The following is an 11,563-nucleotide window of genomic DNA, read 5'->3' as shown; positions in this document are numbered from 1 at the left end:
GGGGCCAATGGGCGCTAAACCGCGCGGCCATGAGCAATGGCAAGCATCCCTCGGGCGCCCCGTGGCGCAACTTCTATGGTCGTTTCAAGGGCAAGACCCTGCGCGACAGCCAGAAGGAATACCTGGACCAGGACCTGGCGGCCCTGTCCCCCGGCCCGGTCGGGTGGGAAGAAAACCCAGATCGCACCCCCATCGACCTGTCGGCGCTGTTCGGCGAGCGGGATGTGTGGCTGGAAATCGGCTTTGGCGGTGGCGAGCATATGGTGCATCAGGCCGCGCAGAACCCCGATGTGGGGATCATCGGCTGCGAGCCTTTCATCAACGGTGTGGCGATGCTGCTGGGCAAGATCCGCGATGCGGGCACGGACAATGTGGCCGTGCATCCCGGCGATGTGCGCGACATGTTCGATGTGTTGCCCGATGCCTCGATTGCCCGGGCGTTCCTGCTTTATCCCGATCCCTGGCCAAAGAAGCGCCATCACCGGCGGCGTTTCGTGACGCCGGAATATCTGGCGCCGCTGCACCGGGTGTTGAAACCCGGCGCGATCTTTCGCGTGGCGACCGACATTCCCGATTATGTGCGCCAGACGCTGGAACAGGTACCGCGTCACGGGTTCGACTGGCTGGCAGAGCGCCCCGATGACTGGCGGCAGCCCTGGGGCGACTGGATCTCGACCCGGTATGAACAGAAGGCCCTGCGCGAGGGGCGGGTGCCGCATTACCTGACGTTCCGGCGGCGGTGAGGGCGGGACGCCTCCGGCGGGAGTATTTTTCGAGCAATGAAGGGGGCGGTCGCGCATGGACGGCCCCGTTTCGCTGCGCTATCAGGCGGGCAAAGCTTTGAGGGAGAGTGACGCATGTCCGGCCACGGTGATCCGATTCCAATGACAGCCCGCCGCGCGGGGCCGCTGACCGGCGTGGCCGAGGTGCCGGGCGACAAGTCGATCAGTCACCGGTCGCTGATCCTGGGCGCGCTGTCGGTGGGCGAGACGCGGATCTCGGGGCTGCTGGAAGGGCAGGACGTGCTGGACACCGCCAAGGCGATGCGCGCCTTCGGGGCCGAGGTCACGCATCATGGCGCGGGTGAATGGACCGTGAATGGCGTGGGTGTGGGTGGTTTTGCCGAGCCCGAGGATGTGATCGACTGCGGCAATTCGGGCACCGGGGTGCGGCTGATCATGGGGGCGATGGCCACATCGCCCATCACCGCGACCTTTACCGGCGATGCGTCCTTGCGCGGGCGCCCGATGGGGCGGATCACCGATCCCATCGCGCTGTTCGGCGCGCAGTCCCACGGCCGTCAGGGTGGGCGTTTGCCCATGACCATCGTGGGCGCGGCCGATCCGGTGCCGGTGCGCTATACCGTGCCGATGCCCTCGGCCCAGGTGAAATCGGCGGTGTTGCTGGCGGGGCTTAACGCGCCGGGCCAGACCGTGGTGATCGAAAAGGAAGCGACCCGCGATCATACCGAGCGGATGCTGGCAGGTTTCGGGGCCGAGATCACGGTCGAGGAGACAGATGAGGGTCGGGTCATTACCCTGACCGGGCAGCCAGAGCTGACGCCGCAGACCATCGTGGTGCCACGCGATCCGTCCAGCGCGGCGTTTCCGGTCTGTGCGGCGCTGATCGTTGAAGGTTCGGACGTGTTGGTGCCCAATATCGGGCTGAACCCGACGCGCGCGGGGCTGTTCACCACGTTGCAGGAAATGGGCGCCGACCTGACCTTCGAGAACCCGCGCGAAGAGGGGGGCGAGCCGGTGGCCGACCTGCGCGCGCGCTTTTCGCCCGACATGAAGGGGATCGAGGTGCCGCCCGAACGCGCGCCTTCGATGATCGACGAATATCCGATCCTGTCGGTCGTGGCCTGTTTCGCCGCGGGCCAGACCATCATGCGCGGGGTAAAAGAGCTGCGGGTGAAGGAATCCGACCGGATCGACGCGATGGCCCGCGGGCTGGAGGCCAATGGCGCCCGCATCGAAGAGGACGAGGACACGCTGATCGTGCACGGCATGGGGCCGGGCGGATTGCCCGGCGGGGCCGTTGCCCAGGCGCGGCTGGATCACCGGATCGCCATGTCGTTCCTGTGCGCGGGCATGGCGGCGCAGCAGCCGGTTTCGGTCGATGATGCGGGGCCGATTGCGACATCCTTCCCGATTTTCGAGCCGCTGATGGAAACGCTGGGCGCGCAGCTTCAGCGGACCAAGGCATGAGAACCGGCGGGTGCCTGTGTGGCGCGGTGAGGTATCGCGTCGATGGGCCGCTCAGGCCGGTGATCGCGTGCCACTGCACCCAGTGCCGCAAGACATCCGGGCACCATGTCGCCGCGACCTCGGTCGCGCGGGACCGGATCGAGATCGACGGCGCGCTGCGCTGGTATGCATCGTCCGACGGTGCACGGCGCGGCTTTTGCCCGAACTGCGGATCGAACCTGTTCTGGGACGGGCCGGGCAGCCACCTGTCGATATTTGCCGGTACGCTGGACGCGCCGACCGGATTAACCCTGAAGGGCCATATCTTTTGCGCCGACAAGGGCGATTACTATGAAATTGCCGATGGGTTGCCGCAATCCGCTGGTGACGATCCGGAACTGACGACGCAGGTGACATGAGCTTTACGGTTGCAATCGACGGCCCGGCCGCAGCGGGCAAGGGCACCATATCCAGGGCGGTGGCCGCGCATTTCGCGTTCGGGCATCTGGATACCGGGCTGCTTTATCGCGCCGTCGGGGCACACACGTTGGACGGCACCCCGGCGGTCGAGGCGGCGCAGGCGCTGGTGGCCGAAGACCTGGAAAGCGATGCGCTGCGCACGCCCGCCGTGGCACAAGCCGCCAGCAAGGTTGCCGCGATCCCGCAGGTGCGCGCGGCGCTGATCGATTTCCAGCGCGCCTTTGCCCGGCGGGCCGGGGGCGCGGTTCTGGACGGGCGCGATATCGGCACGGTGATCTGCCCCGAGGCCGAGGTGAAGCTTTACGTCACCGCCAGCGCCGAGGTGCGCGCCGAACGCCGGTATCTGGAGCTGGAGGCCAAGGGTCTGCTGGTCAGCCGCGAGCAGGTGCTGGCCGATGTGCGCGAACGCGATGCCCGCGATATGGGCCGCAGCGACGCGCCGCTGAAACCCGCCGAGGATGCGGTGATCATCGACACGTCGGACATGTCGATCGAAGCCGCCGTGGCCCGTGCCGTTGCGGTGATCGAGGCGCGCCGCGACTGAGCGCCGCGCTGGAAAGCCCGCGCGCCGGCCCCATCTAGGGGGCAGAGGTGTGCGATGATCCGCTGTCTGACGGCCGTTTTGCTTTCCATATTTATGCTGGCCGGTGCGGGGCAGGGGGCCGCTGCGCAACTGACGCATGGGTTGCTGTGGCGCGACTCGCCGCTGTCGGCGCAGTTCCCGCTGGTGGTGAAGACGCCGCCGGGGATGTGGTTTTACCTGCAACTGCTGGATGCCGAGACCACCGCACCGGTTCTGGCCGCGGGGATCGAGGGCGGGCGGTTCTTTCGGGTGCTGGTGCCCAACGGGCGCTATGTGGTCGATCTGGCCTATGGCCAGGACTGGCAGGGTGAAGAACGCGGATTTACCCCGGGCGAGGGGGCGGGGCGGTTGCAGATCGACCCGCCGCTGGACTTCGCGATCGAGGGGGTGGCGCGCAAGGCGGGGCATGTGGTCGGGCTGATCCCGGATGCGGAGGGTGACGGTTTCGATGTGACATTGCACGGGCAGTCGGTCTGTCAGCGCATCGCGCTGGAGCCTGTCCCGGACCCCGAGCCGGGTTTCGAACCGCGCCCGTCCGCGCGCGGCCTGTCCGAACGCCCCCTGCCGCCGGGCGGCTGGGATCTGCAGATCCGGCGCGTGATCTGCGATTAGGGCGCAAACCCCTTGCAGGCTTGGGGCAAACTGGCTATAGAGGCGCCCGTCGACAAGGCGCATATGCCATAAAACAACAGACGAGCAGGGTCGGGAATGCCGGCCCTCTTTGTTTTATGGCGCGTCAGGACCAAACCCAAGACCGGCGGAGACAACCGCACGGCCAGAAACAAATGTAAAAGGAAACCGAGACCTAATGGCTCAAAACGCATCGATGGAGGAATTCGAAGCCCTCCTGCAAGAAAGCTTCGAAATTGACACGCCCAACGAGGGGTCCGTTGTCAAAGGCCGTGTGATCGCTGTCGAAGCAGGTCAGGCCATCATCGACGTCGGCTACAAGATGGAAGGCCGTGTCGATCTGAAAGAATTCGCAAACCCCGGTGAAGCCCCCGAGATCGCTGTTGGCGACGAGGTGGAAGTGTTCCTGGACCGCGTGGAAAACGCCCGTGGCGAAGCCGTCATCAGCCGTGACAAGGCCCGCCGCGAGGAAGCCTGGGATCGCCTGGAAAAAGCCTATGCCGACGACGCCCGCGTCGAAGGCGCGATCTTCGGTCGCGTCAAGGGCGGCTTTACCGTCGATCTGGGCGGCGCCGTGGCCTTCCTGCCCGGCAGCCAGGTCGATGTGCGCCCCGTGCGCGATGCCGGCCCGCTGATGGGTCTGAAGCAGCCCTTCCAGATCCTGAAAATGGACCGTCGCCGTGGTAACATCGTTGTCTCGCGCCGCGCGATCCTGGAAGAAAGCCGTGCCGAACAGCGCGCCGAGGTTATCGGCAACCTGACCGAAGGCCAGGCCGTGGATGGTGTCGTCAAGAACATCACCGAATACGGTGCCTTCGTGGATCTGGGTGGCGTTGACGGCCTGCTGCACGTCACCGACATGGCATGGCGCCGTGTGAACCACCCGTCCGAGATCCTGTCGATCGGCGAGACCGTGAAAGTCCAGGTCATCAAGATCAACAAGGAAACCCACCGCATCAGCCTGGGCATGAAACAGCTGCAGGACGATCCGTGGGATTCGGTCACCGCCAAGTACCCGCTGGATTCGGTGCATACCGGCCGCGTCACGAACATCACCGACTACGGTGCGTTCGTCGAGCTGGAGCCCGGTGTCGAGGGTCTGGTGCACGTGTCCGAAATGTCGTGGACCAAGAAGAACGTCCACCCCGGCAAGATCGTTTCGACCTCGCAGGAAGTCGAAGTCATGGTGCTGGAGATCGACGAAGCCAAGCGTCGCGTTTCGCTGGGTCTCAAACAGACCATGCGCAACCCGTGGGAAAACTTCGCCGACACTCACCCGGTCGGAACCGAGGTCGAGGGCGAGGTCAAGAACATCACCGAATTCGGTCTGTTCATCGGCCTGGACAACGACATCGACGGCATGGTGCACCTGTCCGATCTGTCCTGGGACGAGCGTGGCGAGGATGCGATCCAGAACTATCGCAAGGGCGATGTCGTCAAGGCGGTCGTGACCGAGGTCGATATCGACAAGGAACGCATCAGCCTGAGCGTCAAGGCGCTGGGCGGTGACAAGTTCGCTGAAGCCACTGGTGGCATCAAGCGCGGCTCGATCATCACCGTTGAAGTGACCGCGATCGAAGATGGCGGCATCGAGGTGGAATACGAAGGCATGAAGTCCTTCATCCGCCGTTCGGACCTGAGCCGTGACCGTGCCGAGCAGCGCCCCGAGCGCTTCCAGGTCGGCGACAAGGTCGATGTGCGCATCACCAATGTCGACGCCAAGACCCGCCGTCTGGGCCTGTCGATCAAGGCGCGCGAGATCGCCGAAGAGAAAGAGGCCGTGGAACAGTACGGCTCGTCGGACTCGGGTGCATCGCTGGGCGATATCCTGGGCGCGGCGCTGAAAGGCGACGAATAACGACACCGACCCGTTATCGGGTTCGCGGCCCCGCCGGTTTCGGCGGGGCCGTTTGTTTGACCAGCGAATCAAATCCTGATGCCGCAGCGCGGCGTTTCATGCAGCGATGCGGAAATCCTCTTTTGGCCCGCAACGGCACGCATTTTACGCGGTTCAATACTGCCAAAGTCGCAGTTTTCCCCCGTTTTTCAAAGGCTTTCTGTTTCTCACTTCGAAAAACGCGCCTATAGTCGATCAAGCCCATGATGAAAATTGGGTTTCAGTCGAAGCGTTCGATGGGGGGATAGATTTCAGTATGATCCGGTCAGAACTTATCCAGAAAATAGCAGATGAGAACCCGCATCTGTATCAGCGCGATGTCGAGCGGATCGTGAACACCATCTTCGAAGAGATCATCGAAGCGATGTCCGCGGGCGACCGGGTCGAGCTGCGCGGGTTCGGCGCGTTTTCGGTCAAGAAGCGCGACGCGCGCACCGGCCGCAATCCGCGCACGGGCGAAAGCGTAGCGGTCGAAGAGAAATATGTGCCTTTCTTCAAGACCGGGAAGCTTCTAAGGGATCGGTTGAACGGCAAGTAACCAATCGGGGCGATCATGCGGTATCTGCGCTATCTTTTCCTTCTTGTTCTGGGCATTTGCCTGATCACCGTGGCGCTGGCCAACCGTCAGCTTGTCACGCTGACACTTCTGCCCGACGATCTGGCGGCATTCGCGCGGTTCTCGTGGTCGATCCAGATGCCGCTGTTCCTGGTGGTCTTCGGCAGCATCATTGTCGGGCTGCTGCTGGGCTTTGTCTGGGAATGGCTGCGCGAGGGCAAGCACCGGACCGAGGCCAGCCGCGCCAAGCGCGACGCGGTCAAGCTGGAGCGCGAGGTCAACCGCCTGAAACGGCGCGAGGCCAAGGCCGAAGGCAAGGACGAGGTGCTGGCCCTGCTTGAGGATGGCAAGGCGGCGGGGTAAACTCCGGCCATGACCTCGGGAATTCGTGTGAAAATCTGCGGGCTGCGGGATGCGGCCCAGGTTGCGGCGGCGGTGGATGCCGGTGCGGCCTATGTCGGGTTCGTATTCTTTCCCAAGTCACCGCGCCATATCGCGCCGGAACAGGCCGCCGCCCTGGCCGCCGAGGTGCCGCCCGGCGTGGCCAAGGTCGCGCTGACGGTGGATGCCGATGACGTGTTTCTGGATCAGCTTCTTGAGCGGGTTCCGCTCGACATGCTCCAGCTGCACGGCCACGAAAGCCCCGCGCGGGTGGCCGAGATCCGGGCGCGCTATGGCCTGCCGGTGATGAAGGCGATCGGGATCGCCGATGCCGTCGATCTGGATCAGATCGACACCTATGCCGCCGTTGCCGATCAGCTTTTGATCGATGCCAAGCCGCCGAAGGACGCGACGCTTCCGGGGGGGAACGGGCTGGCCTTTGACTGGCGGCTGCTGGCGGGGCGCAAATACTGGACCCGGCCCTGGATGCTGGCCGGTGGGCTGACCGCCGATAACGTGGCCGAGGCCGTGCGCCTGACCGGGGCGCGGCAGGTCGATGTGTCGTCCGGCGTCGAAAGCGCGCCGGGGGTCAAGGATCCCGACCGCATCCGCGCCTTTGTCACCGCCGCGCAGGGCGGCGAACTGGCGGTGCCGTCGCTGCGGTGACGCCCGCGCCGCATTTTCGCATGGCACAACCGGCGTTCTGATCCTAAGAAGGACAGGGACGCGAATGGAGACCTTGATGGCCGACGATCTTTTCAACAGCTTCATGAATGGCCCCGATGAAAAGGGCCGCTTCGGTGATTTCGGCGGGCGTTTTGTCAGCGAAACCCTGATGCCGCTGATCCTGAGCCTGGAAGAGGAATACGAGAAGGCCAAGACCGACCAGAGCTTCTGGGATCAGATGAACGACCTGTGGAAACACTATGTCGGCCGTCCCAGCCCGCTTTATTACGCCGAAGGTCTGACCGCCCATCTGGGCGGCGCCAAGATTTACCTGAAGCGCGACGAACTGAACCACACCGGCGCGCACAAGATCAACAACGTGCTGGGCCAGATCCTGTTGGCGCGGCGCATGGGCAAGACCCGGATCATCGCCGAAACCGGCGCCGGTCAGCACGGTGTTGCGACGGCTACGGTCTGCGCCAAGTTCGGGCTGAAATGCGTGGTCTATATGGGCGCGCATGACGTGGAACGTCAGGCCCCGAACGTGTTCCGGATGCGCCTGCTGGGGGCCGAGGTCGTGCCGGTCACATCCGGTCGCGGCACGCTGAAGGACGCGATGAACGACGCGTTGCGCGACTGGGTGACCAATGTGCGTGAGACGTTTTACTGCATTGGCACGGTTGCGGGGCCGCATCCCTATCCGGCGATGGTGCGCGATTTCCAGTCGATCATCGGCAAGGAAGTCCGCTGGCAACTGGCCGAGCAAGAGGGCGAGGGGCGCCTGCCCGATACCGTGATCGCCGCCATCGGGGGCGGGTCGAACGCCATGGGCCTGTTCTATCCGTTCCTGGACGACAAGGATGTGCGCATCATCGGGGTCGAGGCCGGCGGCAAGGGCGTCAACGAAAAGATGGAACATTGCGCCAGCCTGACCGGGGGGCGGCCTGGCGTGCTGCACGGCAACCGGACATATCTGTTGCAGGACGACGATGGTCAGATCCTGGAGGGTTATTCGATCTCGGCCGGGCTGGACTATCCCGGGATCGGGCCGGAACATTCCTGGCTGCACGATACCGGGCGGGCCGAATATGTCTCGATCACCGATGCCGAGGCGCTGGAGGCGTTCCAGCTGTCGTGCAAGACCGAGGGGATCATCCCCGCGCTGGAACCCTGTCACGCGCTGGCCCATGTTACCAAGATCGCGCCGGACCTGCCCGCCGACCATATCATCGTGATGAACATGTGTGGCCGGGGCGACAAGGACATCTTCACCGTGGCCCGCCATCTGGGCTTTGACATGTCCGGTCCCGAAGGCCGCGTGTTCGAGTGAAATTTTCGCAAATGAAACGCCGCTGACGGTGTGCGACAGGGGGCGGTCCGGTGGGCCGCCCTTTTCGATTGTTGCGTAGGTGGGTAATTTTGTTGCGCCCGCGCCACAGGCCGATTTGACGCTTAACCGTTTGGTTGAACGAATCCCCGCACCCGCCGTATTCAGCAGCCCCGGCCGAAACGGACCGGACCCAAGCGGCCAGAGGTGATCACTCTGCCGGTGCGGGCGGCGCTGCCAGCCCCGTATGCCTGGGCCGGTTTCGATCTGTTCGGGTGTTTTGTAGCTCAGTTGGATAGAGCAACAGATTTTGGGTCTGTGGGCGAAGGTTCGAGTCCTTCCAAAACCGCAACGTAGCTCAGTCTGGTAGAGCAATCGATTCAGGCTCGATTTGTCACGGGTTCGACTCCCGTCTTTGCACTTCGCTGCGACAGCAGCACCGGCCTTTTAAGCCGGACCGTACGCAAACGGTTCAAAATTCGGGCTCCGGGGTTGCCCCAGCAGGGGTGGTTCCGCGCCAAGCGCCCCGTGGGGTGCGCGGCAACGGCCCGCCGCTGCTCTGGCCCTGAGCCGGAGCGGGGGATGATGGTGCCGCCGGCCTTTGGCCCGCCTGACGGCTTTGCCCGATGGCGCGCCCCGTGGCCCGCGCCCCGCTCGCCCCCATCCCGCGCAGGGCTTTGGCGTGGGGCGGCCCCGGCGCCTGTCACATTTCCGCCCATGGCAATCCCGCCTTGGTCACACACCTGTCGCCACACGGCGCAACCCCCTGAAACCAAAGGAGATCGCATCTTGCGACGACGATGACGAAACGAATGAAGGAGTGATGATCATGACACGTATCGTTGATTTTCTGCTGCAAAAGCAGCGCCTGACCCTGACCGAAACCCAGCGTGCCCTGGTGCTGCGCAAGGGGCGGTTCGACACGATCCTTGGCCCCGGCGAACACCGGATGCCGCGCCGGGACGTGCAGGTGACCCTGTTTGATCTGAACACTCCGCGTTTCGAAAGCGTCTATGAAGATGCGCTTCTGCGGGAACGCCCCGACCTGGTCGAAACCCATCTGACGGTGGTCGAGACCGGCGCCGACGAGATCGCGATCCTGTATCGCGACGGCCGGGCGTTCGCGGTCATCACCCAGGACACCCGCCGGGTCGTCTGGACCGATGCCGCTCGCTGGATGGTGGAGCGTCTGGATGTCGCGGGGGACCATGCGGTGCCGCCTGTGCTGGCGCGTCGGCTGATGCGGTCGGGGCTGGTGGCGCAGATGACCAGCGCCGAGATCGCCGAGGGCCGGGTCGGGATCCTGTCGGTCGACGGGGTGCAGACCCGGGTGCTGCCCGCCGGGACCTATTGGTTCTGGAACCTGGGGCGCAAGCATCTGATCCGGCTGGTGGATACCCGCTGGCAGACCAAGGAGGTGACAGGCCAGGAGATCCTGACAGCCGACCGCGTGTCGCTGCGGGTGAACCTGTCGGCCACCTATCGTGTCACGGATCCCCTGCGGGCGGTCACGGCGGTGGCCGACTTCGCCGAGGCGCTGCACCGCGCGCTGCAACTGGCGTTCCGCAAGACGCTGGGGGCGCTGACGCTGGACCGGCTGCTGGCCGACAAGGTGTCGGTCGATGTCGCGGCGGCCCAGGCCGTGCGGGCCGAAATGGCCGGGATCGGGATCGAGGTCGGCGAGATCGCCCTGAAGGACGTGATCCTGCCGGGCGAGATGCGCGCGATCCTGAACCAGGTGGTCGAGGCCCAGAAAGAGGCCGAGGCCAACGTGATCCGGCGCCGCGAGGAAACGAACGCAACGCGGTCGCTTCTGAACACGGCCAAGGTCATGGCCGACAACCCGGTGATGCTGCGCCTGAAAGAGCTGGAGGCGCTGGAAACCATCGCCGGCAAGGTCGATCAGCTGACGGTTCACAACGGGACCGAAGGGCTGATGAGCGATCTGGTGCGCTTGCGCCAAGGTTGAAACTGGGGCTGAAAACAGGACCCGTCCGGATACGTCCGGGCGGGTCATTCCGTTGGGGTCAGACCTCTTCCAGGATGGTTTCGAACCCTTCGAATTGCGGCGGCCCCATCAGCGCCGATTGCGTGCCGCGATTGCCCGCGTCCTTGTGCGCATCGCGGAATTGCTGGGATTTGGTCCAGGCTTCGAAATCGGCGCGGCTGTCCCAGATCACATGGCTGGAATACAGCTGATAGCCGTCGCCCTGGGGTCCCTTCAGCAGGCGGAATTCGCGAAATCCCTTCAGCTCCTTCAGATGGCTTTCGCGGCTGCGCCAGATGTTCTCGAAATCCTCTTCGGACCCCGGGCGGACCTTGAAACGGTTCATGGCGATATAGGTCATGGTGTGCTCTCGGCTGGAATTGACGTGTGGGCTGGCGCGTTCCAGTGCCTGGAAAATGGCTTGCCGGTCGAGATGAGCCGATCCGCGCGCCCGGGTCAAGCGCCGGTCGAGGGGTCCAGACGATCCGCCGCATGCATGTTCAGAACCTCGATCGGCACGATCTCCAGCGCCCGCTGATGGGTGGCGGTCAGATCGACACGCGGCGCGCAGCCCTCTTCATGCGCCTGCAGGAACCGGCTGGCGCACAGGCACCAGCGGTCGCCGGGCTTGAGGCCGGGAAAGCGCATTTCGGGGCGCGGGGTCGACAAATCGTTGCCGACATATTTCGAGAACGCCAGAAATTCGGCCGTCAGCACGACGCAGACCGTGTGGCTGCCGGTGTCTTCGGCGCAGGTGTCGCAATGGCCGTTGCGGAAATAGCCGGTCATCGGGGCGGTCGAACAGGGCGCCAGTGCGGTGCCCAGGATGTTCAGCGATGGGTCTTTGTTCACGGGCAAAGTTCCGTT

Annotated in this window: 13 protein-coding genes and 1 tRNA gene; 12 read left to right on the top strand and 2 right to left on the bottom strand. The window is 64.5% G+C overall.

Translation table 11 applies throughout. The features are described from left to right. Positions 1-29 precede the first annotated feature (29 nt). The 12 genes from trmB to CLM60_RS18210 all read left to right on the top strand — a co-directional run bounded on the left by trmB (position 30) and on the right by CLM60_RS18210 (position 10,678). Positions 30-743 carry a tRNA (guanine(46)-N(7))-methyltransferase TrmB gene (gene trmB / locus CLM60_RS18270; protein ID WP_095590778.1) on the top strand — a complete coding sequence of 238 codons (714 nt, stop codon included), beginning with the start codon at positions 30-32 and terminating at the stop codon, positions 741-743. Positions 744-857: 114 nt separating this feature from the next. After that, positions 858-2,210 carry a 3-phosphoshikimate 1-carboxyvinyltransferase gene (gene aroA / locus CLM60_RS18265; RefSeq protein WP_095590506.1) on the top strand — a complete coding sequence of 451 codons (1,353 nt, stop codon included), beginning with the start codon at positions 858-860 and terminating at the stop codon, positions 2,208-2,210. Further along, complete coding sequence (locus CLM60_RS18260) at positions 2,207-2,608, top strand: GFA family protein (protein ID WP_095590505.1); 402 nt, start codon at positions 2,207-2,209, stop codon at positions 2,606-2,608. Before aroA ends, CLM60_RS18260 begins: the two co-directional genes overlap by 4 nt. Next, positions 2,605-3,213, top strand: coding sequence for a (d)CMP kinase (locus CLM60_RS18255; RefSeq protein WP_095590504.1), 609 nt, complete (start codon positions 2,605-2,607; stop codon positions 3,211-3,213). Before CLM60_RS18260 ends, CLM60_RS18255 begins: the two co-directional genes overlap by 4 nt. Positions 3,214-3,267: 54 nt before the next feature. Then, the gene (locus CLM60_RS18250; RefSeq protein WP_095590503.1) at positions 3,268-3,864 is read left to right on the top strand and encodes a hypothetical protein; all 597 of its coding nucleotides are present in this window, start codon (positions 3,268-3,270) and stop codon (positions 3,862-3,864) included. Between the two features lie 109 nt (positions 3,865-3,973). Continuing rightward, positions 3,974-5,740 carry a 30S ribosomal protein S1 gene (rpsA, locus tag CLM60_RS18245; protein ID WP_281256716.1) on the top strand — a complete coding sequence of 589 codons (1,767 nt, stop codon included), beginning with the start codon at positions 3,974-3,976 and terminating at the stop codon, positions 5,738-5,740. Positions 5,741-6,035: 295 nt separating this feature from the next. Next, positions 6,036-6,317, top strand: coding sequence for an integration host factor subunit beta (gene ihfB / locus CLM60_RS18240; RefSeq protein WP_036557779.1), 282 nt, complete (start codon positions 6,036-6,038; stop codon positions 6,315-6,317). Positions 6,318-6,332: 15 nt separating this feature from the next. Beyond that, positions 6,333-6,698 carry a LapA family protein gene (locus CLM60_RS18235; RefSeq protein ID WP_176473925.1) on the top strand — a complete coding sequence of 122 codons (366 nt, stop codon included), beginning with the start codon at positions 6,333-6,335 and terminating at the stop codon, positions 6,696-6,698. A gap of 9 nt (positions 6,699-6,707) precedes the next feature. Next, positions 6,708-7,382, top strand: coding sequence for a phosphoribosylanthranilate isomerase (locus CLM60_RS18230; RefSeq protein WP_095590500.1), 675 nt, complete (start codon positions 6,708-6,710; stop codon positions 7,380-7,382). Positions 7,383-7,458: 76 nt separating this feature from the next. Continuing rightward, complete coding sequence (trpB, locus tag CLM60_RS18225; protein WP_095590777.1) at positions 7,459-8,712, top strand: tryptophan synthase subunit beta; 1,254 nt, start codon at positions 7,459-7,461, stop codon at positions 8,710-8,712. Positions 8,713-8,986: 274 nt separating this feature from the next. Continuing rightward, positions 8,987-9,058 (top strand) — tRNA-Gln (locus CLM60_RS18220). 480 nt (positions 9,059-9,538) lie between these two features. Then, positions 9,539-10,678 (top strand): slipin family protein, encoded by a 1,140-nt coding sequence (locus tag CLM60_RS18210; RefSeq protein WP_095590776.1) that lies wholly within the window; start codon positions 9,539-9,541, stop codon positions 10,676-10,678. A 58-nt stretch (positions 10,679-10,736) separates the two neighbouring features. Here the strand turns inward: CLM60_RS18210 and hmuQ are convergent, their stop codons facing one another. Then, positions 10,737-11,057: a heme-degrading protein HmuQ gene (hmuQ, locus tag CLM60_RS18205; RefSeq protein WP_095590499.1), complete on the bottom strand. Its 321-nt coding sequence runs from the start codon at positions 11,055-11,057 to the stop codon at positions 10,737-10,739. Between the two features lie 95 nt (positions 11,058-11,152). After that, a complete protein-coding gene (locus CLM60_RS18200; protein ID WP_095590498.1) occupies positions 11,153-11,548 on the bottom strand; it encodes a DUF2237 family protein in 396 nt (131 codons plus the stop codon). Between the last annotated feature and the right edge of the window lie 15 nt (positions 11,549-11,563).

The organism is Actibacterium ureilyticum (assembly GCF_002285435.1).
In the GTDB taxonomy this organism is placed as follows: domain Bacteria; phylum Pseudomonadota; class Alphaproteobacteria; order Rhodobacterales; family Rhodobacteraceae; genus Actibacterium_C; species Actibacterium_C ureilyticum.
The sequence above is the reverse complement of the archived record's forward strand: the minus strand, read 5'-3'. Positions and strand labels throughout refer to the sequence as shown.

Coding starts and splice junctions, on each gene's coding strand:
- CLM60_RS18250 (WP_095590503.1), top strand. CDS start 3,268: ATGATCCGCTGTCTGACGGCCGTTTTGCTTTCCATATTTATGCTGGCC.
- aroA (WP_095590506.1), top strand. CDS start 858: ATGTCCGGCCACGGTGATCCGATTCCAATGACAGCCCGCCGCGCGGGG.
- trmB (WP_095590778.1), top strand. CDS start 30: ATGAGCAATGGCAAGCATCCCTCGGGCGCCCCGTGGCGCAACTTCTAT.
- CLM60_RS18260 (WP_095590505.1), top strand. CDS start 2,207: ATGAGAACCGGCGGGTGCCTGTGTGGCGCGGTGAGGTATCGCGTCGAT.
- CLM60_RS18230 (WP_095590500.1), top strand. CDS start 6,708: ATGACCTCGGGAATTCGTGTGAAAATCTGCGGGCTGCGGGATGCGGCC.
- ihfB (WP_036557779.1), top strand. CDS start 6,036: ATGATCCGGTCAGAACTTATCCAGAAAATAGCAGATGAGAACCCGCAT.
- CLM60_RS18210 (WP_095590776.1), top strand. CDS start 9,539: ATGACACGTATCGTTGATTTTCTGCTGCAAAAGCAGCGCCTGACCCTG.
- hmuQ (WP_095590499.1), bottom strand. CDS start 11,057: ATGACCTATATCGCCATGAACCGTTTCAAGGTCCGCCCGGGGTCCGAA.
- trpB (WP_095590777.1), top strand. CDS start 7,459: ATGGCCGACGATCTTTTCAACAGCTTCATGAATGGCCCCGATGAAAAG.
- CLM60_RS18255 (WP_095590504.1), top strand. CDS start 2,605: ATGAGCTTTACGGTTGCAATCGACGGCCCGGCCGCAGCGGGCAAGGGC.
- CLM60_RS18235 (WP_176473925.1), top strand. CDS start 6,333: ATGCGGTATCTGCGCTATCTTTTCCTTCTTGTTCTGGGCATTTGCCTG.